Annotated in this window: 18 protein-coding genes; 13 read left to right on the forward strand and 5 right to left on the reverse strand. The window is 73.7% G+C overall.

Annotated elements, in window-relative coordinates; all coding sequences use genetic code 11:
* The first annotated feature begins 28 nt into the window (after positions 1-28).
* The 5 genes from O7613_RS01745 to serA all read left to right on the forward strand — a co-directional run bounded on the left by O7613_RS01745 (position 29) and on the right by serA (position 8062).
* Positions 29-2464, forward strand: a complete 2436-nt coding sequence (locus O7613_RS01745; protein WP_282291696.1) for a bifunctional diguanylate cyclase/phosphodiesterase — start codon at positions 29-31, stop codon at positions 2462-2464.
* A 179-nt stretch (positions 2465-2643) separates the two neighbouring features.
* Positions 2644-4566, forward strand: coding sequence for an acetolactate synthase large subunit (locus O7613_RS01750; protein ID WP_282291697.1), 1923 nt, complete (start codon positions 2644-2646; stop codon positions 4564-4566).
* The gene (ilvN, locus tag O7613_RS01755) at positions 4566-5081 is read left to right on the forward strand and encodes an acetolactate synthase small subunit (protein WP_281584530.1); all 516 of its coding nucleotides are present in this window, start codon (positions 4566-4568) and stop codon (positions 5079-5081) included. The genes O7613_RS01750 and ilvN overlap by 1 nt, the downstream gene beginning before the upstream one ends.
* A 58-nt stretch (positions 5082-5139) precedes the next feature.
* On the forward strand, positions 5140-6153 hold the full coding sequence (gene ilvC, locus O7613_RS01760) for a ketol-acid reductoisomerase (protein ID WP_281584529.1): 1014 nt from the start codon (positions 5140-5142) through the stop codon (positions 6151-6153).
* A gap of 310 nt (positions 6154-6463) precedes the next feature.
* A complete protein-coding gene (gene serA, locus O7613_RS01765) occupies positions 6464-8062 on the forward strand; it encodes a phosphoglycerate dehydrogenase (protein WP_282291699.1) in 1599 nt (532 codons plus the stop codon).
* 61 nt (positions 8063-8123) lie between these two features.
* Here the strand turns inward: serA and O7613_RS01770 are convergent, their stop codons facing one another.
* Both O7613_RS01770 and O7613_RS01775 read right to left on the reverse strand, forming a co-directional pair.
* Positions 8124-8480 (reverse strand): hypothetical protein, encoded by a 357-nt coding sequence (locus O7613_RS01770; protein ID WP_281584527.1) that lies wholly within the window; start codon positions 8478-8480, stop codon positions 8124-8126.
* A 336-nt stretch (positions 8481-8816) separates the two neighbouring features.
* Positions 8817-9689 (reverse strand): FAD:protein FMN transferase, encoded by an 873-nt coding sequence (locus O7613_RS01775; RefSeq protein WP_282291701.1) that lies wholly within the window; start codon positions 9687-9689, stop codon positions 8817-8819.
* A gap of 218 nt (positions 9690-9907) precedes the next feature.
* Between O7613_RS01775 and O7613_RS01780 the strand changes: the two genes are divergently transcribed.
* Both O7613_RS01780 and O7613_RS01785 read left to right on the forward strand, forming a co-directional pair.
* Entirely contained in the window at positions 9908-10939 is a 1032-nt protein-coding gene (locus O7613_RS01780; RefSeq protein WP_281584525.1) for a 3-isopropylmalate dehydrogenase, read from the forward strand.
* Between the two features lie 190 nt (positions 10940-11129).
* Complete coding sequence (locus O7613_RS01785) at positions 11130-12227, forward strand: branched-chain amino acid aminotransferase (protein ID WP_282291702.1); 1098 nt, start codon at positions 11130-11132, stop codon at positions 12225-12227.
* A 48-nt stretch (positions 12228-12275) separates the two neighbouring features.
* On the opposite strand, the gene O7613_RS01790 is transcribed toward O7613_RS01785, so the two are convergent.
* Positions 12276-13007: a tyrosine-protein phosphatase gene (locus O7613_RS01790; RefSeq protein WP_282291703.1), complete on the reverse strand. Its 732-nt coding sequence runs from the start codon at positions 13005-13007 to the stop codon at positions 12276-12278.
* A gap of 64 nt (positions 13008-13071) precedes the next feature.
* Positions 13072-13536: a PRC-barrel domain containing protein gene (locus tag O7613_RS01795; protein WP_282291704.1), complete on the reverse strand. Its 465-nt coding sequence runs from the start codon at positions 13534-13536 to the stop codon at positions 13072-13074.
* 278 nt (positions 13537-13814) lie between these two features.
* Here O7613_RS01795 and cimA point away from each other — a divergent pair, with 278 nt between their 5' ends.
* Positions 13815-15431: a citramalate synthase gene (gene cimA, locus O7613_RS01800; RefSeq protein WP_281584521.1), complete on the forward strand. Its 1617-nt coding sequence runs from the start codon at positions 13815-13817 to the stop codon at positions 15429-15431.
* 12 nt (positions 15432-15443) lie between these two features.
* Here cimA and O7613_RS01805 read toward each other — a convergent pair whose 3' ends face one another.
* The gene (locus O7613_RS01805) at positions 15444-16379 is read right to left on the reverse strand and encodes an endonuclease/exonuclease/phosphatase family protein (protein ID WP_282294452.1); all 936 of its coding nucleotides are present in this window, start codon (positions 16377-16379) and stop codon (positions 15444-15446) included.
* A 336-nt stretch (positions 16380-16715) separates the two neighbouring features.
* Here O7613_RS01805 and O7613_RS01810 point away from each other — a divergent pair, with 336 nt between their 5' ends.
* The 5 genes from O7613_RS01810 (at position 16716) to O7613_RS01830 (ending at position 21489) form a co-directional block, all read left to right on the forward strand.
* Positions 16716-17237: a hypothetical protein gene (locus tag O7613_RS01810; RefSeq protein ID WP_282291705.1), complete on the forward strand. Its 522-nt coding sequence runs from the start codon at positions 16716-16718 to the stop codon at positions 17235-17237.
* Between the two features lie 192 nt (positions 17238-17429).
* Positions 17430-18479, forward strand: coding sequence for a MoxR family ATPase (locus O7613_RS01815; RefSeq protein ID WP_282291707.1), 1050 nt, complete (start codon positions 17430-17432; stop codon positions 18477-18479).
* Positions 18476-19627 carry a DUF58 domain-containing protein gene (locus O7613_RS01820; protein WP_282291710.1) on the forward strand — a complete coding sequence of 384 codons (1152 nt, stop codon included), beginning with the start codon at positions 18476-18478 and terminating at the stop codon, positions 19625-19627. The genes O7613_RS01815 and O7613_RS01820 overlap by 4 nt, the downstream gene beginning before the upstream one ends.
* The gene (locus O7613_RS01825) at positions 19624-20583 is read left to right on the forward strand and encodes a VWA domain-containing protein (RefSeq protein ID WP_281584517.1); all 960 of its coding nucleotides are present in this window, start codon (positions 19624-19626) and stop codon (positions 20581-20583) included. Before O7613_RS01820 ends, O7613_RS01825 begins: the two co-directional genes overlap by 4 nt.
* 45 nt (positions 20584-20628) lie before the next feature.
* Positions 20629-21489 (forward strand): trypsin-like peptidase domain-containing protein, encoded by an 861-nt coding sequence (locus O7613_RS01830; protein ID WP_281584516.1) that lies wholly within the window; start codon positions 20629-20631, stop codon positions 21487-21489.
* Positions 21490-21575: the final 86 nt, after the last annotated feature.

Consider the following 21575-nt stretch of genomic DNA (forward strand, 5'->3'; position numbering starts at 1 on the left):
GAGGCGCGAATCCGGCACAGTTGCACGTGTGCAGTCGTCCCCGGGGATGGTCACCGTCGCGTCGTTGAGCGCTCTCGCCGCGGCCGGCGCCGTCGCGATGCTCGCCGTGTCGGCCCGACGCCGCGGCTGCCCCCGCCGGCAGGCCCACCTGCTGCTCGCCGTCGCCGGTGCGGCCGCCCTGCTCGGCCTGCTCCTCGGCCTCGGCGGCCTGCTCGCCGCCGGCGACCACTGGGCGCACCGGCAGGGGCAGCGTACGGGCTGGGCGACGCTTGTGTCGGTCTCGACCACGCTGGCCGGGCTCGGCCTCGGGGCCGCCCTGCTCCGGCTGCCCGGCGCGGCGGCGACCCGGGCCGCCACCGCCCGACTGCTGCTCGACGGCGTGATCATGGCCACCGCGCTCTGGTTCGTCGGTTGGGTGGCCGTCAGCGCGCCGACCCGACTGCTCGGCGCGGCGGCGCCGGTCGCCTGCCTGCCCATCCTGCTGGCCACCGTCAGCGCGGCGCTCACCGTCGGGCTGACGGTGATCCTGGTGCTCCGGGCGGCCCCGCCGCGCGGCTGGCTGGCCCTGCTCGGCGCGGGGGCGATCGCGGTGACCCTCGGCGGACTGGGCGTGTCGGCCGGGCTCTGCCAGGGCGGCCCGGGCATGCTGGCGGCCGGCGCCGCGGTGGCCGCCGCCGGTCTGCTGGCGGTCGCCGTCGCCGGGCGCCACGCCGATGCGACGCGGTTCGACGTCGACCTGATCCGTCGCGACGGCGAGTACGCCTTCGTGCCGATGTTCGCCATGGCCGCCTCCGCGATGTACCACCTCACCCAGGGCGGCCGGTTCGACGGGTTCGGCATCGTGGCGGGCAGCGCCGAGGGGTTCGCGCTCGTGGCCCGGCAGTATCTGGCTCTCAACGACGTCCGCGGCTACGCCGTCCGGCTGGCCGAGCGGGAGGCGCACTTCCGTGAGCTGGCGCACACCGACCCGCTCACCGGCCTGGCCAACCGGCGCGGGCTGCTGCGTGCCCTGCACCGGTGCGCCGAGACCGGCGTGCCGTGCGTGCTGCTCGGGCTCGACCTGGACGGCTTCAAGAACGTCAACGACATGCGCGGGCACGACGTGGGTGACGCGGTGCTGGCCGAGGTGGGCCGGCGGCTGCGCGGCAACCTGCGCCCGGGTGACCTGGCCGCCCGGCTCGGCGGCGACGAGTTCGCGGTGCTGATGCACGGCTCGGCCGAGCCGGGGCCGGTGGCCGAGCGGCTGCTCGGGGTGCTCGGTCGACCGTACGAGCAGGCGGACGGGCCGGTCTTCCTCTCGGTCAGCATCGGGGTGGCCGGCAGCCCCGGTGACCACGACGTCGAGCTGCTGCTGCGCAACGCGGACCTGGCACTGCGCTACGCGAAGCAGCGCGGCAAGAACCGGATCGAGCGGTACGACGCGACGTACGACCAGTTGCTCAGCCGGCGCACCCGGTTGGAGCACGAGCTGCGTGGCGCGATCGAGCGGAACGAGCTGCGGCTGGTCTTCCAGCCGGTGGCCTCGCTGCCCTCGGTCCGGCCGGTCGGTGCCGAGGCGCTGCTCCGCTGGCACCACCCGGAGCTGGGCAACGTTCGGCCGGACGAGTTCATCCCGCTCGCCGAGGAGTGCGGGATGATCGCCAAGCTCGGCGCCTGGGTGTTGCACCAGGCCTGCTATCAGCTCTCCCGCTGGCTGGCCGACGGGCACGACGTGTGGGTGTCGGTGAACGTCTCGCCGCGCGAGCTGCACGCCCCGGAATACGTGGTCCAGGTCGCCGACGCGCTGCGCGCGCATCACGTACCGCCGCAGCGGTTGGTGCTGGAGGTCACCGAGCACGCGGTCGCCACCGACCTGGACGAGCTGATCCGGCGGCTCACCGCGTTGCGGCTGACCGGCGTACGGATCGCGCTCGACGACTTCGGCGCCGGCTACTCCTCGCTCGGGCAGCTGCGGCGGCTGCCGATCGACATCCTGAAGATCGACCACAGCCTGGTCGCCGAGCACGAGCCGGTCCGGCCGGTCGGCCGCGAGGGGCCGGCCTTCGCCCCGATGGTCGACATCGTCATGCGCCTCGGTCACCAGCTCGGCCTGGAGGTGATCGCCGAGGGGGTGACGAACCCGGCTGAGCTGGCCGCGGTGGTGGCCGCCGGCTGCCGGTTCGGTCAGGGCGCGCTCTTCGGCTGGGGCGTGCCGGCCGAGCACCTGGAGGCGATGCTGGAGGCGGCCACCGCGCCCGGCAACCGGCCCGCCGCGGTCCGGCCGCCGCCGTCGCCCCCACCGGTGCGCGCCCCGTCGCCGCTGCTGCCCAGGCTGCGGAACAATCCGCCCGCTCCGCGCCCGCAGATGGAGGCGTCGCCGCAGGTGGCGCCGGGTGCGGAGGGGGTGCCGGCGGCCGAGGCGCCCACCTCGGCAAACCAGAATGTGGGATCAGTTGACTCATCGCGTGAGATGCGTCAGGCTTAGCCACATGTCGTCGAACCGGTCGCTGCGAGTACTTACCTGAGCGCACTCTCCCACTGAGAGTGCGCTGGCCCCGTGCATCTGCACGTGGGCTTTTTTGTTGCCGTCGGACCATCGCCGGGACGCCCGCGTCCCATCCTGACAACCGCGTCACCCACTCACAGCCGAAGGCCTGAACCGCCATGACGAGACCCACGCCAGAGACCCTCGCCCACTCCGCCCGACGAGCCCGCCCGGGCGCCGGCGCGGCCGGCGACCCCGATCACGCTCCCGCCCCCCGCCCGGGCGCCGCCCCGGCCGGAAACCGGGCCGTCCCGGCCGGCGCGGACACCGCCGCCGCGCCCGTCCGGCAGCCCGCCACCGCGCAGGTCTCCGGCGCCGGCTCGCTCGTGCGGTCGCTGGAGGCGCTCGGCGTCGACGTGGTCTTCGGCATCCCCGGCGGCGCGATCCTGCCGGCGTACGACCCGCTCTACGACTCCACGGTGCGGCACATCCTGGTCCGCCACGAGCAGGGCGCGGGGCACGCGGCCACCGGCTACGCGCAGGCCACCGGCCGGGTCGGCGTGTGCATCGCCACCTCCGGCCCGGGCGCGACGAACCTGGTCACCCCGATCGCCGACGCCTACATGGACTCGGTGCCGATGGTGGCGATCACCGGCCAGGTGGCCCGGCCGTCGATCGGCACGGACGCCTTCCAGGAGGCCGACATCCAGGGCATCACGCTGCCGATCACCAAGCACAACTTCCTGGTGCAGACCGCCGACGAGGTCCCCCGGGTGCTGGCCGAGGCGTTCCACCTGGCCTCGACCGGCCGGCCCGGCCCGGTGCTCGTCGACATCCCCAAGGACGTCCTCCAGGCGGAGGCCACCTTCTCCTGGCCGCCCACGCTCGACCTGCCCGGTTACCGGCCCACCCTGCACCCGCACGGCAAGCAGATCCGGGAGGCGGCCCGGCTGATGGCCGCGGCCCGTCGCCCGGTGCTGTACGTCGGCGGCGGCGTGCTCAAGGCCGGGGCCACCGAGGGGCTGCGCCGGCTGGCCGAGCTGACCGGGATCCCGGTGGTGACCACGCTGATGGCGCTCGGCGCGTTCCCCGACTCGCACCGCCAGCACCTGGGCATGCCCGGCATGCACGGCACCGTCGCCGCGGTCTACGGGCTCCAGAAGGCCGACCTGATCGTGGCGCTCGGCGCCCGCTTCGACGACCGGGTGACCGGCAAGCTGGACTCGTTCGCGCCGGACGCGACAGTGGTGCACGCCGACATCGACCCGGCCGAGATCGGCAAGAACCGGCACGCCGACGTGCCGATCGTGGGCGACGCGCGGCACGTGATCGACGAGTTGATCGCGGCGGTCGTCGCCGAGCGGGCCGCCCACCCCGCGGTCGACCTGGCCGACTGGTGGACCCAACTCGACGACCTGCGCGAGCGTTACCCGCTCGGCTTCGAGGAGCCGGCCGACGGCACGCTCTCCCCGCAGTACGTGATCAAGCGGCTGGGCGAGATCGCCGGCCCGGACGCGGTCTACGTCGCCGGCGTCGGGCAGCACCAGATGTGGGCCAGCCAGTTCATCTCGTACGAGAAGCCGAACACCTGGCTCAACTCCGGTGGCCTGGGCACGATGGGCTACGCCGTGCCGGCGGCGATGGGCGCCAAGGTGGGCCGGCCGGACACCACGGTGTGGGCGGTCGACGGTGACGGCTGCTTCCAGATGACCAACCAGGAGTTGGCCACCTGCGCGCTGGAGGGCATCCCGATCAAGGTCGCCGTGATCAACAACGGCAACCTGGGCATGGTCCGGCAGTGGCAGACCCTGTTCTACGGGGAGCGCTACTCCAACACCGAGCTGGGCACGCACAAGCACCGCATCCCCGATTTCGTCAAGCTCGCCGAGGCGCTCGGCTGCGTGGGGCTGCGCTGCGAGAACGCCGCCGACGTGGACAAGACCATCGAGGCGGCCATGGCGATCAACGACGCGCCCGTGGTCATCGACTTCGTGGTCGGCAAGGACGCGATGGTGTGGCCGATGGTGGCCGCCGGCACCAGCAACGACGAGATCATGTTCGCCCGGGGTGTCCGCCCCGCGTTCGACGAGGACGATATCTGATGACCTTGCACACGCTCTCCGTGCTGGTGGAGAACAAGCCGGGTGTCCTGGCCCGGGTCTCCGGGTTGTTCTCCCGTCGCGGGTTCAATATCGACAGCCTCGCCGTGGGCGAGACCGAGCACCCCGACGTCTCCCGGATCACCATCGTGGTCAACGCCGAGTCCTCGCCGCTGGAGCAGGTGACCAAGCAGCTCAACAAGCTGGTCAACGTGCTCAAGATCGTGGAGCTGGACCCGCAGGTGTCGGTGGCCCGGGAGCTGCTGCTGGTCAAGGTCCGCGCGGACCGCAGCGCCCGCGCCCAGGTGCTGGAGACGGTGAGCCTGTTCCGCGCCCGGGTGGTCGACGTCGCGCCGGACACACTCACCGTCGAGGCCACCGGCACACCGGACAAGCTCGACGCGCTGCTGCGTGACCTGGAGCCGTTCGGCATCAAGGAGATGGTCCAGTCGGGCACGGTGGCCATCGGGCGTGGCTCCCGCGCCATCACCGCCGGCCCGGCGCTGCGCGCCGCCTGATCCGTACCCACCAGTTTTTCGACGGGCCGACGGGCACCGCCGTAGGAAAGGGAAGTCAATGAGCGTTGAGGTTTACTACGACGACGACGCCGACCTGGGCCTGATCCAGGGCCGCAAGGTCGCCGTGATCGGGTACGGCAGCCAGGGCCACGCGCACGCGCTGTCGCTCCGCGACTCCGGCGTCGACGTGGTGATCGGCCTGCCCGCCGGCTCGAAGAGCCGGCCGAAGGCGGAGGAGCAGGGCCTGCGGGTGCTCACCCCGGCCGAGGCGGCGGCCGAGGCCGACGTGATCATGATTCTGGCGCCGGACACCGCCCAGCGTGGCCTCTACACCGAGGCCATCGCGCCGAACCTGGCGCCCGGCAAGGCGATCTTCTTCGGCCACGGCTTCAACATCCGGTACGGCCTGATCAAGCCGCCGGCCGAGGTGGACGTGGCGATGGTCGCCCCGAAGGGCCCGGGTCACCTGGTCCGCCGCCAGTACGTCGACGGCAAGGGCGTGCCCTGCCTGGTCGCCGTCGAGCAGGACGCCAGCGGCAACGCGTTCGGCCTGGCCCTGGCGTACGCCAAGGCGATCGGCGGCACCCGGGCCGGCGCGATCCGGACCACGTTCACCGAGGAGACCGAGACCGACCTCTTCGGCGAGCAGGCGGTGCTCTGCGGCGGCGCGGCGGCGCTCGTGCAGACCGGCTTCGAGGTGCTCACCGAGGCGGGCTACGCCCCCGAGGTGGCCTACTTCGAGTGCCTGCACGAGCTGAAGCTCATCGTCGACCTCATGTACGAGGGCGGCATCGCCCGGATGCGCTACAGCATCTCCGACACCGCCGAGTACGGCGACCTGTCCCGCGGCCCCCGCGTCGTCGACGCCCGGGTCAAGGAGGAGATGCGCAAGATCCTCGGCGAGATCCAGTCCGGCGAGTTCGCCCGCGAGTGGGTGGCCGAGGACGAGGCCGGCCGGCCCAACTTCGCCAAGTGGCGGGCCGAGGGCGCGGCGCACCCGATCGAGGAGACCGGGCAGAAGCTGCGCGCCATGATGAGCTGGGTGGACCGTCCGCTCACCGAGACCGCCTGACCCGACACCCACCGCGCGGCCCGCGACCCGACGCTCTCCCCGGCGTCGGGCCGCGGGCCGCCGTGTGCGCGTGAACGGCGCGGGCCGCGGGCCGTCGCGTGCGCACGTGAACGGCGGATGTCGGGCGTGCGACGGGGCTGTGTGAGGGCACTCACCCCACGGTCCGGGACCCGGAGGGCGGGCCGCGCCCTACCATCCTTGGTGTGGTGCCCTCGCGCGGCACCCGACGGCCATGGCACGGATCGGCGCAGGGCGCAGCGCGGCGTCCCGACGCCCCGGGCCAACCGACACCGAGCGTCTACGAGGACCGATGAATCCTGTCGTACTGATCGCCGAAGAACTCGCCCCCGCCGCCATCGAGGTGCTCGCGCACGACTTCGACGTGCGCCACGTGGACGGCACCGACCGCCCGGCCCTGCTCTCCGCCCTCTCCGAGGCGGACGCGGTGATCGTACGCAGCGCCACCCAGATCGACGCCGAGGCGGTCGCCGCGGCGCCCCGGCTGAAGGTGGTGGCCCGGGCCGGCGTCGGCCTGGACAACGTCGAGGTGCCCGCCGCCACCGCCCGGGGCGTCATGGTGGTGAACGCGCCCACCTCCAACATCGTCTCCGCCGCCGAGCAGGCCGTCGCGCTGCTGCTCGCGGTGGCCCGCAACACCGCGAGCGCCAGCGCCGCGCTGAAGGCCGGCGAGTGGAAGCGGTCGAAGTACACCGGCGTGGAGCTTCAGGGCAAGACCGTCGGCGTGGTCGGCCTGGGCCGCATCGGCGTGCTGTTCGCGTCCCGCATCGCCGCGTTCGGCACCCGGCTGATCGCGTACGACCCGTACATCCAGCCGGCCCGGGCCGCGCAGCTCGGGGTGCGCCTGGTCGGTCTGGAGGAGCTGCTGCGGGAGAGCGACTTCATCTCGATCCACCTGCCGAAGACGCCGGAGACGGTGGGCCTGATCGGCGAGAAGGAGCTGGCGATCGTCAAGCCGGGCGTCCGGATCGTCAACGCCGCCCGGGGTGGGCTGGTCGACGAGCAGGCGCTCGCGGACGCGATCGCCGAGGGCCGGGTCGCCGGCGCCGGCATCGACGTGTACGCCAAGGAGCCCTGCACCTCCTCGCCGCTGTTCGGGTTCGACAACGTGGTGGCCACCCCGCACCTGGGCGCCTCCACGAACGAGGCGCAGGACAAGGCCGGCCTGGCGGTGGCGAAGAGCGTCAAGCTCGCGTTGCAGGGCGAGTTCGTGCCGGACGCGGTGAACGTGCAGGCCGGTGGCGTCGTCGCCGAGGACGTCCGGCCGCTGCTGCCGCTTGCGGAGAAGCTGGGCCGGGCCTTCACCGCCCTGGCCGGCGGGGTGGCCGCGAGCGTCACCGTCGAGGTGCGCGGCGAGATCGCCACCCACGACGTGTCGGTGCTCAAGCTCGCCGCCACCAAGGGACTGTTCAGCTCCGTGGTGGAGGAGCAGGTCACCTACGTCAACGCGCCGCACCTGGCCGCCGAGCGGGGCGTCGAGGTCACGCTCGCCACGCCGGCCGAGACCGCCGACCACCCGAACCTGGTGACCGTACGCGGCGCGCTGCCGGACGGCCGTACCGTCGGGGTTTCCGGCACGGTGACCCACTCCGGCGCCCGCGACGTGCTGAAGCTGACCGAGGTGGACGGTTTCGACGTGGAGATCGGCGCGGAGGGCATCCTGGTCTTCCTGCGTTACGTCGACCGGCCCGGTGTGGTCGGCACGGTCGGCACGCTGCTCGGCGAGGCCGGCGTCAACATCGCCGCGATGCAGGTGGCCCGGCGGGAGGCCGGCGGTGAGACGCTGATGACGCTGACCGTCGACCAGGCGCTCGGCGCGGACCTGCTCACCTCCGCGGCCGACTCGATCGGCGCGGTCGCGGCCAGCGCGGCGGACCTGCGCGACGAGTAGTCCGAACAGGACTGATCGGGGCCCGGCCGGTGCGGCCGGGCCCTTCGTCCCTTCCGGAGGGTCAGGAACGGACGCGGGCCGGTGGCGGGTAGACCGAGCCGTCCTGTGCGTCGAAGAGCATCAGGTCGTGCTCGCCGGCCAGCCGCTCGATGTCCAGCAGGACCTGGTCCGGGCACGTCGGGTGCAGGTTCATCTCGACGTGGTCGGCCGTCGCGTGCAGCGGCGCCACCTCCCACGGGGTGTCCGGGCGGGCCGGACGGTCGGGGTAGCGCGCCGTGATGGCCCGGTAGAAGCCGACCACCCGCGGGTCGGGGTGCTGCTCGCTGTGCCACCCGTCGCGGCACTGCCGCACCGCCGCCCGTACCTGTTCCGGTGTCGCCCCGTCCGGCAGGGCCCACACGCTCAGATCGAAACTCACGGCGGACAGCGTGCCATCCCGGGCCGCGCACGTCACTTCTGCCCCGCCCCGGGGATTCACCTGCTGATTGTCGACACGACACCGGGAGGTCCGGTGTGGAGACTCTTGCGTCGAGTTGCGTCGAATCGCTACCGTACCGGTGCGGTGCATGGCTGAGTCGTTTTTCCGGCCCGTCTTCGGGTGGCGCGGTCGGGCGTGCGGCCGGTCGGCCCGCACCCCTCGATTGCGCAAGCCACGCGCATTCGTCGCTGACCGGCCCCCACGGTCGTTGCCGAGACCGCGGGGGCCGATCGCGGCCGACATCCCGGATGCGAGCGCGGGGCGTTCGGCGACGGGTCAGCGGCGGTGGTGCGCGAAGAGCGCCCGGTAGTCCGAACCGTCGCGGAACCAGGCCAGCCCGGCCGGGCCGGCGGCGTAGAGGGCGGTGGCGTAGGCGTCGGCGACCGCCAGGTCGGGGCCGACCACGGTGGCGGCCACCAGCCGGTCGGTCGGTTCGCCGGTGTGCGGGTCGACGACGTGCCCGCGCCGACCGGTGACGCCGGAGGTGCCGACCGCGCCGGCGGTCATCTCCAGCACCAGCGGCACCCGGCGCGCGTCGGTCGGGTGGTGCACCGCGACCCGCCACGGGCCGCCGTGTGCGGCGTGGCCGCGTACGGTCAGGTCGGCGCCGGTGAGCACGGCATAGTCGTGGATGCCGGCGGCGCGCAACCGGGCCGCGGCCCGCTCCACCGCCCAGCCGCCGAGCAGGCCGCCGGGGTCGAAGCCGCCCGGCACCGCCCAGGCGTCGAACCACCCGTCGGTGGCCGCCCGCATCGCGGCGCAGCGGTCCACCAGGTCGGCCAGCGGCGGGTACGAGTCGGGGCTGATCTCGTCGCGGCGCAGCCGGGACACCAGGCTGTCCGGCTGGTTCGGGCCGTAGGTGAGGTCGACGGCGCGCAGTTCGGCGACGGCGTCCCGGAGCGCCTCGCCGACGCCCCGGTGGCCGAACCAGTCGGGCGCGTTCAGCAGCAACGTGTATTCCGCGGTGGAGGTGCTGACGGTGTGGCGGACGCTGATCCGGTCGTAGGGGGCGGCGCCGTCGCGCTCCACCCGGTGGCTGCGGGCGCCGAGGCGCAGGTCAGGCCGGGGCTGGCGGAACGCGGACTGGTCGACCCAGCGGGCCCGGGGTTGCTCGTCCGCCCAGTGTGCCCGCCGCTGGTCGATCCGCATGACACCCGCCCCCTCGCTGGCCGCCGCCACGTCGCGGCGATGCCGGTCCCGGGCGCCCGTCGACCCGGTGACCTGACCCTAAGCAGTGGAGATGACCGCGTCATGAATGCCGGCTGGGAGCATGCTGTGCATCGTATGTCCCGAATGTTGGACGATTCGTACCGGGAGGCGGGACAGCGACGTACCGTTGCGCAGAACGACGAGGTGAGGAGCGCCAGGTGGCACGCATCGCGGTGGTGGCCGGTGACGGCATCGGTCCCGAGGTGGTCGGGCAGGCCCGCAAGGTCCTCGACGCGGTGCTCCCCGGCATCGAGGCCACCGAGTACGACCTGGGCGCGGCGCGCTGGCACCGCACCGGCGAGGTGCTGCCGGACACCGTCCTCGACGAGCTGGCCGGCCACGACGCCATCCTGCTCGGCGCGGTCGGCGACCCGACCGTGCCGCCGGGCGTGCTGGAGCGCGGCCTGCTGCTCAAGCTCCGCTTCGCCTTCGACCAGTACGTCAACCTGCGCCCGTCCCGGCTCTGGCCCGGCGTGACCGGCCCGCTGGCCGCCGTCAAGCCCGGCGAGGTCGACCTCGTGGTGGTCCGCGAGGGCACCGAGGGGCTGTACGCGGGCGCCGGCGGCAGCCTGCACCGGGACACCCCGGCGGAGGTAGCCACCGAGGAGAGCCTGAACACCCGGCACGGCGTCGAGCGGGTGATCCGGGACGCGTTCGCGCGCGCCGGCCGCCGGGAACGGCGCAAGGTGACGCTCGTGCACAAGACCAACGTGCTCACCCACGCCGGCTCGCTGTGGTCCCGGGCGTTCGCCGCGGTGGCCGCCGAGCACCCGGACGTGACCACCGAATACCAGCACGTCGACGCCGCGGCGATGTTCCTGGTCACCAACCCGTCCCGCTACGACGTGGTGGTGACCGACAACCTCTTCGGTGACATCCTCACCGACATCGCGGCGGCGGTGACCGGCGGCATCGGGCTGGCCGCCAGCGGCTGCATCAACCCGGAGGGGCGTTACCCGTCGATGTTCGAGCCGGTGCACGGCTCCGCGCCGGACATCGCCGGCAAGGGCGTCGCCGACCCGGTGGCCGCCGTGCTCTCCGCCGCGCTGCTGCTCGACCAGCTCGGGCACGCCGACGCCGCCGCGCGGGTCACCGCCGCGGTCGCCGCCGAGCTCGCCGGGCGCACTCCCGGGGCGCCGCTGCGCACCGAGGAGGTCGGCGACCGGCTCGCCGGTCACGCCGTAGCCTGACCGGGCCGATCCTCCCGGCGGCCCGGATCCGGGCCGCCAGACCCGTCTCCGGGCCAGCTCCCTCCAATTGGCATCGTCGATGTGCGGGGGCGGAGCTATCCGCTGAACGACCGTTCGGGGTAAGTTTCTGGCACCAGTGACGTCGGCGTGCGATCCCGCGCGCCGTGGGACCCGCAGGGAGGTCAGCGCGATGAGCGGTGGTGACAAGCTCGATTTCGAGATCCGTCCGAATTCCGCTTCGGTATCCGCCGCCGACCGGGCCGCCCTGCTGGCGAACCCCGGTTTCGGCCGGGTGTTCACCGACCACATGGTCACCGCCCGCTACGCCGAGGGCAAGGGCTGGTACGACGCCCGGGTCGAGGCGCGCGCGCCGATCCCGATGGACCCGGCCACCGCGGCGCTGCACTACGCGCAGGAGATCTTCGAGGGCCTGAAGGCGTACCGGACCGGCGACGGGGCGGTCACCATGTTCCGCCCGGAGGCCAACGCGGCCCGCTTCGTCGCGTCCGCCCGGCGGCTGGCCATGCCGGAGCTGCCGCCCGCGACGTTCGTGGAGTCGCTGCGCCGGCTGGTCGAGATCGACCAGGAGTGGATCCCGGAGGACGAGGACGCCAGCCTCTACCTGCGTCCGTTCATGTTCGCCAGCGAGGTCTTCCTCGGGGTGCGCCCGGCCAACGAATACCTCTACTGCGTCATCGCGTCGCCGGCCGGGGCCTACTTCGCCGGCGGGGTGAAGCCGGTGACGCTCTGGGTCTCGCCGGACTACACCCGGGCGGCGCCCGGCGGCACCGGCGCGGCCAAGTGCGGCGGCAACTACGCCGCCTCGCTGGCGGCCCAGGCCGAGGCGATCGAGGCCGGGTGCGACCAGGTGGTCTTCCTGGACGCGGTGGAGCGGCGGTACGTCGACGAACTGGGCGGCATGAACGTCTTCTTCGTCTACGACGACGGCAGCCTGGTCACGCCGCCGCTGGGCGGCACGATCCTGCCGGGCATCACCCGCGACGCCATCCTGACCCTGGCCGCCGAGGCCGGGCACGCGGTGCACGAACGGCCGGTCTCCTTCGCCGACTGGCAGGCGGACGCGGCGAGCGGGCGGCTGCGTGAGGTCTTCGCCTGCGGCACCGCCGCGGTCATCACCCCGATCGGTGGCGTGCGCTTCCCGGACGGCGAGTTCCTCGTCGGCGGCGGCGAGCCGGGCCGCATCACGATGGCGTTGCGCCAGCAGCTCGTCGACATCCAGCGTGGCCGCGCCGAGGACCGCCACGGCTGGGTCACCCGCGTGCTCTGACGGCCGCTCCGTGGCCGGCGCCGCCCCCGGGCGACGCCGGCCTGACGGTCACTCCAGCAGGTGGGCCGGGAGCGCCCGGAGCTGCTCGTCGGTGACGCCGGCGTGGGCCAGGTAGCCCTCGACCGAGCCGTGGCCGGCGCGCAGCTCGGCGAGGAACAGCTCCATCGCCTCGGCGGGGGAGGCCAGGAACGGCGGTGGTGGCTCCTCCGCGTCCGGCAGGGTGGCCCGCACCCAGGCGCCGAACCGCTCGGACGCCGCGGTGCTCAGCGCGTAGTCGGCGACGATGTCGGCGTCCGGCACGCCGAGCACGGCGAGCGTGAGCGCGCAGACGATGCCGGTGCGGTCCTTGCCGGCGACGCAGTGCACCACCACCGGGGCGTTGGCGCTGTCGGCGATCAGGCCGACCGCCTCGGCCAGCCCCGCGGTGCCGGTGCGGGCCAGGTCGGCGTACCGGTCGGCGAGGTAGCGGGCCAGGCTGACGCCGGAGGACTCGTAGCGCCGGGCGGCCCAGTCCTCGTGCTCGGGGTGGATGTGCCGGTAGGTGAGCCCGTCGTAGGCCGGCACCCGGCCGTCGCGCTCGACCTCGGTGGGGCGGCGCAGGTCGATGACCGTACGGATGCCGAGCGCGGTGAACGCCGCCCGGTCGCTGGAGTCGATGCGGTGCAGGGAGTCGGAACGGTAGAGCCGACGGCGCCGGACGGTGCGCCCGTCACGGGTGCGGTAGCCGCCGACGTCGCGGAAGTTGAACAACGCGGGGAAGGGATTCTCCGGTGCCTCCATCCCTGACACGGTAACGGCCGGCGGCGGCATCGGTGTGCCGCCGCCGGCCGGGGCCGGTGCCGGATCAGGTCCGGGGCGGGCCGTCCGGTGGCAGCGCGGAGTGGTTCTCGCCGTAGTAGCCGCCGAGCTTGTCCCGGTAGGTCGGGTCGGCGTGGTCGGCCTCGTCGTACTCCGGGGCGGCCTTGATCTGGTCCTTGTCCCGGTCGACGAAGACCTTCCGCTCATCGTGGTCGACGTGGCCCACGGTGCCGGCCGGCAGCATGACCTTCCGGCCGAAGATCCACGGGCCGGTGTCGACGACCAGGTAGCTGTCGTCGACGTCGTGGCTGGCGCGGTCGATCTTGCCGATGCCGCCGTCGGTGGCCTCGACCTTGTAACCGGTCAGGTCCGCGCTTGCCACCCCGGCCTCGTCCCGGTAGCGCCACGGGTCGAACGCGCCGCCCGGCGCGCCGCCGGCGACCGCGCCGCGACCGTCGTCGACGACCGGTTCGGTGCCGGCGTGCGTGGCGTGCGGGTCCAGTCTCTCCATCTGCCCACTCCCGTCCCGACGGCGGTGGCCGTCCCTGTGACGCTGTCCTCCGACCGGGGTTACCCATCCGGCCCGGGCGCCAACCCGGAGGTGGCGTCCCGGAATGTGGATTACGACTCCCAAAACCCGGCGGAGGTGGCAGAGTACCGATCGTGACCAGCTCCGTCCTGATCATTAGCAGCTAGCGCGCCGGCCTTTCCCCTCGCCGAGCGCGCCGACCTCCCGCATTCGCGGGGGGTCTTTTTGTTGCTCTCCCCAGGCACGAGAAGAGGACTCCGATGACCTTCCAGGTGTACGACACGACGCTGCGCGACGGCGCCCAGCGCGAAGGGCTCAGCTACTCGGTGGTCGACAAGCTGGCGGTGGCCCGCCTGCTCGACGACCTCGGGGTCGGCTTCATCGAGGGCGGTTGGCCGGGCGCGGTGCCCAAGGACACCGAGTTCTTCCACCGGGCGCGCACCGAGCTGAAGCTGCGGCACGCGATCCTGGTCGCGTTCGGCGCCACCCGCAAGGCCGGCCTGGCGGTCGAGGACGACCCGCAGGTGCGTGGGCTGCTCGACGCGCAGACCCCGGCGGTGGCGCTCGTCGCCAAGGCGGACCTGCGGCACGTCGAGCGGGCGCTGCGCACCACCGCCGAGGAGAACCTCGCGATGGTGCGGGACACCGTGGCCTACCTGGTGTCGCAGGGACGGCGCGTCTTCGTCGACGGCGAGCACACCTTCGACGGCTTCCGGCACGACCCGGGCTACACCGCCGCCGTGGCGGAGGCCGCGCTGGCTGCCGGCGCCGAGCGGTTCGTGCTCTGCGACACCAACGGCGGCATGCTGCCCTCCCAGGTCACCGCCGTGATCGCCGACCTGGTCGGGCGGACCGGGGTCGCGCCGGAGCGGCTCGGCATGCACGCCCAGAACGACACCGCCTGCGCGGTGGCCAACACCATCGCCGCGGTCGAGGCCGGCGTGCGGCACGTGCAGGGCACCGCGAACGGGTACGGCGAGCGCCCCGGCAACGCCGACATCTTCGCGATCGTCGCGAACCTCCAGCTCAAGCTCGGCATGCCCGTCCTACCGGAGGGCTGCCTGGAACAGATGGTGCGGGTCTCGCACGCCATCGCCGAGATCGCCAACATCGCCCCCGACACCCACCAGGCCTACGTCGGGGCCGCCGCCTTCGCCCACAAGGCGGGGCTGCACGCCAGCGCGATCAAGGTCGACCCGTTGCTCTACAACCACGTGGACCCGTCGGTGGTGGGCAACGACATGCGGATCCTGGTGACCGAGATGGCCGGCCGGGCCAGCATCGAGCTCAAGAGTCGCGAGCTCGGGCTGGACCTGGCCGCCCATCCGGACGCCCTGTCCCGGGTCACCGGGCGGGTCAAGGAGCTGGAGGCCGGCGGCTGGTCGTTCGAGGCCGCCGACGCCTCGTTCGAGCTGCTGGTCCGCTCGGAGCTGCCGGACGCCGCGCCGGCCCGGCCGTTCGCGCTGGAGTCGTACCGGGTGCTTGTCGAGCACCGCGAGGACGGCGCGGTGGTCTCCGAGGCGACCGTCAAGATCCGGGTACGCGGCGAGCGGGTGATCGCCACCGCCGAGGGCAACGGCCCGGTCAACGCGCTCGACGAGGCGCTGCGGGTCGGGCTGTCCCGGCACTACCCGGAGCTGCGCGAGTTCGAGCTGGCCGACTACAAGGTGCGCATCCTGGAGGGCAGCCACGGCACCGGCGCGGTGACCCGGGTGCTTGTGGAGACCGCCGGCGTCGGCCGGGACTGGACCACGGTCGGCGTGCACCCCAACGTGGTGGAGGCGAGCTGGCACGCGCTCGTCGACGCGCTCACCTACGGCCTCAGTAAGGCGGGGGCCCCGCTTAACGCCTCCGGTAGAGGAAGGGGCCCCGCTTAACACCCGTCGCCCTCACGCCGCCGGCAGGCGCAGCTCGGCCAGCAGCGCCCGGTGGTCGCTGCCGGGCACCGGCCGGGTGTCGACGGCAAGGACCGCGATGCGCCTGTCGACGAGCACGTGGTCGATGGTGACCGGCGGGATCGGATCCCCGCCGTACGGGCCCCAGGTGCCGGCGAGCCCGGCCCCGACCGCGTCGGCGGCGTCGGTGTAGCCGGTCGCGATCAGACGGCGCATCGTGGCGTGGTCGAGCGTGGCGTTGAAGTCGCCGGCCAGCACGCTGAGCCCGGCGGTCGGGGTGGCCGGCGGCTGGGCGCGCTGGTCGGTCCACCACTTCGGCACCGCGTCGAGGGTGTACGGCGCGCCCGGGTGCGCCGACTCCACCCGCAGGGGCGGCGCTCCCGGCACCGTCACGGTCGCGTACGCCTGGGTGAGGAACCATCGCCGGTGACGCCGGTGACCGGGGTCGCGCAGCGGATGGCGGGCGTACAGGCCGGAGCCGGTGGAGCCGACCTCCGGGCTCAACGACCGGTGCGGCAGCAGGGTGGCCAGGCCGAGCCGGTCCAGGTCGGCGGCGAGTTGCGGGGTGAGTTCCTGCACGGTGAGCACGTCCACCCGCTGCGCGCGGACCAGCGCCACGAGCGCCGCCGGGTCGGCCGATCCCAGCCGCAGGTTCGCGGTGAGCAGCCGCAGCGTCGGGCCGTCGGCCGGCGGCCGGTCGTCGGCGACCGCCCGCGGCGCCACCACGCCGACGAGCGCCAGCGCGGCAAGCGCCGCGACCACCGCGGGCGCGCGGCGTCGCAGCGCGAGCGCCAGCACCGCCGCGACCGGCGCCACGGCGGCGACGTACGGCGTGAACGCGGTCGTCAGCACCAGCGGGCCCCGCTCCAGCCCGGCCAGCCGCAGCACCGCCCAGGCGGCCACCGGCCCGACCGTCGCCCAGCAGGCCACCGTCGCCCACCGGCCGCCCCGGCGTGGGGAATCGTCACGCGTGAACACGACGGTGAGGCTACCGACGAAGGGCCTGCGGGCGCTGCCCGTGAACCAATTTCGTGAATGGTTGAGCGCTACTCGCTCGCAATTTATGTCGAGTTTTTTACGGGCGCTGGACATGCGATATCCACTATTGACCGCCCCATTTTCCGGTGTTAGGTTCCACCTGGTTGAGCCATCTCAACTTGCCGTGTAATACCAGCTCAGCAGCGGTGCGACTGGAATTCGGATACCCGATGATCCGCAATTTCGCGCATCCGCCGTATCGCCACGGTCAACCGAGGGGGATCTGTCATGGCTACATTCTTCAAACGCAAGGCGACGGTGGTGGCGCTTGCTGCGCTGGCCCTTACCGTGGCCGGCGGCGGGATCGCGGTCGCCGCGCAGCCCGAGTCGAGGGCGGACCAGTCGGCCCGGGCGGCCGGGCAGCAGCCGACGGTCAGCGCCGCCGAGAAGCAGGCTGCCCGGACCGCCATGCGGGCCACCCTGGCGCCGCCGGCCTCCGGCCAGGTCGCCTGGGCGGTGGTGTCGTCCACCGGGACGCTGTTGCAGCACTCCGGCAACGTGGTGTCCTCGTTCCGGTTCCCGCTCGGGCCGGGCGTGTGGCCCGGGCAGTACCAGGTGCTGCTCGACTACGACGTGAGCCACAAGGCGTACGTGGCGACGATCGGCACCAACGACTCGGCGAACGTCCCGCCCGCCGGCGAGATCTCCGTGGCGCCGCGCCTGCTGACCCCGAACGCGGTCTTCGTGCAGACCCGCACCTCCGGGGGTTCGCCCTCGCCGCGAGGCTTCCACATCGTGGTCACGAGCTGATCCGCTCCGCCGCGCACCGACCCCCGCCACGGTGGGGGTCGGTGTCGTGTTCCGTCCCGGTCCGGCCCACCCCTCCCCGGTTCGCGTCGTTGCCGCCCGGTCGGGGAACTTCTCCCGGTCCGGCCCGCCCCGGGTGGCAGTGGGGCCGATAATCCGACGTTTGTTCCCGGTCCGGCACGGGAAGCAAGCACCGTGACGGACATCTCGGACACCCTGGCCAGCGTGCCCAGCCCGGTCGATGCGGACGCGAGCGGCGTCGAGCTGGACCAGACCCTCTTCGAGGTCAAACGCGTGATCGTCGGGCAGGATCGACTCGTCGACCGCCTGCTCACCGCCCTGATCGCCGACGGCCACTGTCTGCTGGAGGGCGTACCGGGGGTGGCCAAGACGCTTGCCGCGCAGACGCTCGCCACAGTCGTCGGCGGCACGTTCTCCCGGATCCAGTTCACCCCCGACCTGGTCCCGTCGGACATCGTCGGCACCCGGATCTACCGGGCGTCCACCGAGGCGTTCGACGTGGAGCTGGGGCCGATCATGGCGAACCTGGTGCTCGCCGACGAGATCAACCGGGCCCCGGCCAAGGTGCAGTCGGCGCTGCTGGAGGCGATGGCCGAACGGCAGGTCTCCATCGCCGGGCGGAGCTGGCCCGTGCCCGACCCGTTCCTGGTGCTGGCCACCCAGAACCCGATCGAGTCGGAGGGCGTCTACCAGCTACCCGAGGCGCAACGCGACAGGTTCCTGATGAAGGTCGTGGTCGACTACCCGAGCGACGCCGACGAACTGGCCATCCTCTACCGGATGAGCGCCGAGCGCCCCACCGCGCGGCCGGTGCTCGACCCGGCCCGGCTGCGCGAACTCCAACGCCGCGCCGCCGACGTCTTCGTCCACCACGCGCTCGCCGAATACGTGGTCCGCCTCATCCTCGCCACCCGCGACCCGGGACGCTTCGGCCTGCCCGACGTCGCGCCGCTGCTGGCGTACGGGGCCAGTCCCCGGGCCACGCTCGGCCTGGTGGCCGCCGCCCGCGCGCAGGCGCTGATCCGCGGACGGGACTACGTGCTGCCGGAGGACATCCGGGAACTGGCGGTGGACGTGCTGGCCCATCGGCTGGTGCTCTCCTTCGACGCGGTGGCCGACGGCGTCTCCGGCGAGGAGGTGGTGCGCCGCCTGGTCGAGGCCGTGCCCCCGCCCCGGCTGGTGACGGGGCCTGCGGCGTCGACGCCGGACCTGGCGGCGGCATGACCCGCCGGGCCGTCCCCACGCCCGCCCGGCCCGATCCGGTCGCGCCCGCCCGGCCCGGCTCGGTCGCGTCCACCCGACCCGATCCGGCCGCGTACGCCGGAGCTGTTCCCGGTTGGGCCGGCACCCGCCGCGACGACCTCGGCGGCGCCGATCCGCGGCTCGCCGACCTCGCCCCCGACGAGCGGCTGCGCCGGTTGGAGCTGACGGTGACCCGGCGGCTCGACGGCCTGCTGCACGGCCGCTACCGGGGCCTGCTGCCCGGGCCCGGCAGCGAGGCGGCGGGCAGCCGCGAATACCGCCCCGGCGAGGACGAGGTACGCCGGATGGACTGGGCGGTCACCGCCCGGACCACGGTCCCGCACGTGCGGGAGGTCGACGCCGACCGGGAGCTGACCACCTGGCTGCTCGTCGACGCCAGCCCGAGCATGGAGTACGGCACGTCCACCCTGGACAAGCGGGAACTGGCGGTGGCGGCGGTGGCCTGCGTCGGCTTCCTCACCGCCGGAGTGGGCAACCGGCTCGGCGCCCAGGTGCTCACCCCGGACGGGCTGCGCCGGTTCCCGGCCCGCAGCGGGCGTACCCATCTGCTCGGCCTGCTCCGCGCGTTGCTCGGCGCCCCGCGTACCGGCGATCGGCCGGAGCCGGGCGCAACGGGCCGGGCCGGCGACCGTGGCGGGACCGCGGCCCCGGGCCTGGCCGACGGCCTGGCCGGGCTCCAGCGGGTGGCCACCCGGCGGGGGCTGGTGGTGGTCGTCTCCGACTTCCTCGACGAGCTGCCCGACGACCCGGACGCGGCGCCGCCCTGGGCGGTCGCGTTGCGCCGGCTGGGAGCGCGGCACCAGGTGCTCGCCGTGGAGGTGACCGACCCGCGCGAGCTGGAGCTGCCCGACGTGGGGCTGATCACCCTGGTCGACCCGGAGAGCGGGCGCCACCGCGAGGTGTGGACCGGTGACCCGGCGCTGCGCGAGCGGTACGCGCGGGCCGCCGCCGCCCAGCGCGAACAGGTGCGCCGTACCCTGCGGCGGGCCGGCGCGACCCACCTGGCGCTGCGCACCGACCGGGACTGGTGCGCGGACGTCGTCCGGCACGTGCACGAGCAGCGCCGGCTGGCCACCGTGCCGGCCGCCGCCCGTGGAGGTGCCGCGTGAGCTGGCAGTCGCCCGCCCGCCTCTGGCTGCTGCTCGCGGTCGCCGCGCTCGTCGCCGGCTACCTGGTGCTCCAGCGCCGGCAGAGCCGGTACGCGGTCCGCTTCACCAACCTGCGCCTGCTGGACCGGGTGGCGCCGCGCCGGCCGGCGTGGCGGCGGCACGTCCCGGCGGGACTCTTCCTGGCCATGCTGGCGCTGCTCGTGGTCGGATTCGCCCGGCCCGAAGCGGAGGTGCGGGTGCCCCGGGAACGGGCCACCGTGATGGTCGCGGTGGACGTCTCCACCTCGATGCTCGCGAGCGACGTGGACCCGGACCGGCTGACCGCCGCCAAGGAAGCCGGCCGGAAGTTCGTCGACGGGTTGCCGGACGAGTTCAACGTGGGCCTGGTGGCGTTCGCCGGCAGCGCCGCGGTGCTGGTGCCGCCGAGCACCGACCGCGAGGCCCTGCACGAGGGGATCGAGCGGCTCGCCGAGGGGATCACCGGCGTGCAGGGCACCGCCATCGGCGAGGCGATCAGCACCTCGCTGGGCGCGGTGAAGAGCCTGGACGCCTCGGCCGCGAAGAATCCGCCGCCGGCCCGGATCATCATCCTGTCGGACGGCGCGAACACCTCCGGGGCGGACCCGATGGAGGCAGCCGACCAGGCGGTGGCGGCGAAGGTCCCGGTGCACACCATCTCGTTCGGCACGCCCGGCGGATCGGTGGACCGGGGTGGCCGGGCGATCCAGGTGCCGGTGGACGGGCAGACGCTCAAGGCGGTCGCGGAGGCGACCGGCGGCGGCTTCCACGAGGCGTCGACGAGCCGCGAGCTGAAGGACGTCTACGAGGACATCGGCACCTCGGTCGGCTACCGCACGCAACGGCAGGACATCTCAGCCCGCTTCATCGGCTTCGGGCTGGTCCTGGCCATGGGCGCCGCCGCCGGATCGCTGCGGTGGTTCTCCCGACTGCCCTGACCGCACACCCGGGGCGGACGACCCACGACAACTGAGGAGCCAGGCATGGCAGTGCAGACCGGACTCGGCGAGCCGCGCGGCCCGTGGTTCGTCTCGCCCGAGCTGGGCCCGGACGGGCGCGGCTGGTCCGACGTACCCGGATCGGGCGGGCCGGCGGGACGACCGAGCTGGCGCGGCCGGTTGCTCAGCGTGGCGGCGGTGGTGGCGCTCTCCACCGTCTCCGGCGCGGCGGCCGGCACCTGGGCGGCCGACCGGGGCGCGCCGGGCCCGTCGGCGGCGGCCGCCGCGCCGGTGCCGGCCGAGCTGGTCACCGCCGCCGGAAAGACGGTGCCGGGGGTGGTCTCGGTGACGGTCGGGGGACGGTCCGGCGCGGGGGCGTCCGGTTCCGGCTTCGCCATCGACAACGAGCAGCACATCGTCACCAACGACCACATCCTGGCCCGGGGCGGCTCCGGCCCGGTCACGGTGGAGACCTCGGACGGGCGGCGGTTCACCGCCGAGGTGGTGGGCCGGGCGCCGGACAGTGACCTGGCGGTGCTCAAGGTGCCCGCGTCGGCCGGGCTGCCACCGCTGCCGCTGGCCAAGGCGAACGCGACCCGGGTGGGTGAGCCGGTGCTCGCGGTCGGTTCCCCGCTGGGGCTCTCCGGCACGGTCACCGCCGGCATCGTCAGCGCGCTCAACCGGCAGGTCCGGATCGGCAACGGCAGGCACACCGCGGTGCAGACCGACGCCCCCATCAACCCGGGCAACTCCGGCGGGCCGCTGGTGAACGCGCGCGGTGAGGTGGTCGGGGTGAACACCGCCATCGCCACCATCGACGGGACCGGCTCGATCGGCATCGGCTTCGCCATCCCGATCGACCAGGTGCAGCACACCGCCGACACCATCATCGGCCGGGGCGGCTGACCTGCGCCGACAAGCCGGAACTGTCGGATATCCGGCCTGGGAGCATCGGACCATGGAAATATTACGCTGAGTATGGATACTGGCGG

The sequence above is a fragment of the Micromonospora sp. WMMD975 genome, from assembly GCF_029581215.1.
In the GTDB taxonomy this organism is placed as follows: domain Bacteria; phylum Actinomycetota; class Actinomycetes; order Mycobacteriales; family Micromonosporaceae; genus Micromonospora.

What these genes read in the sequence shown, in the direction of transcription:
- O7613_RS01750 (WP_282291697.1), top strand. Translation starts at nt 2,644, where the DNA reads ATGACGAGACCCACGCCAGAGACCCTCGCCCACTCCGCCCGACGAGCC.
- ilvN (WP_281584530.1), top strand. Translation starts at nt 4,566, where the DNA reads ATGACCTTGCACACGCTCTCCGTGCTGGTGGAGAACAAGCCGGGTGTC.
- ilvC (WP_281584529.1), top strand. Translation starts at nt 5,140, where the DNA reads ATGAGCGTTGAGGTTTACTACGACGACGACGCCGACCTGGGCCTGATC.
- serA (WP_282291699.1), top strand. Translation starts at nt 6,464, where the DNA reads ATGAATCCTGTCGTACTGATCGCCGAAGAACTCGCCCCCGCCGCCATC.
- O7613_RS01775 (WP_282291701.1), bottom strand. Translation starts at nt 9,689, where the DNA reads ATGCGGATCGACCAGCGGCGGGCACACTGGGCGGACGAGCAACCCCGG.
- O7613_RS01785 (WP_282291702.1), top strand. Translation starts at nt 11,130, where the DNA reads ATGAGCGGTGGTGACAAGCTCGATTTCGAGATCCGTCCGAATTCCGCT.
- O7613_RS01790 (WP_282291703.1), bottom strand. Translation starts at nt 13,007, where the DNA reads ATGGAGGCACCGGAGAATCCCTTCCCCGCGTTGTTCAACTTCCGCGAC.
- O7613_RS01795 (WP_282291704.1), bottom strand. Translation starts at nt 13,536, where the DNA reads ATGGAGAGACTGGACCCGCACGCCACGCACGCCGGCACCGAACCGGTC.
- cimA (WP_281584521.1), top strand. Translation starts at nt 13,815, where the DNA reads ATGACCTTCCAGGTGTACGACACGACGCTGCGCGACGGCGCCCAGCGC.
- O7613_RS01810 (WP_282291705.1), top strand. Translation starts at nt 16,716, where the DNA reads ATGGCTACATTCTTCAAACGCAAGGCGACGGTGGTGGCGCTTGCTGCG.
- O7613_RS01820 (WP_282291710.1), top strand. Translation starts at nt 18,476, where the DNA reads ATGACCCGCCGGGCCGTCCCCACGCCCGCCCGGCCCGATCCGGTCGCG.
- O7613_RS01830 (WP_281584516.1), top strand. Translation starts at nt 20,629, where the DNA reads ATGGCAGTGCAGACCGGACTCGGCGAGCCGCGCGGCCCGTGGTTCGTC.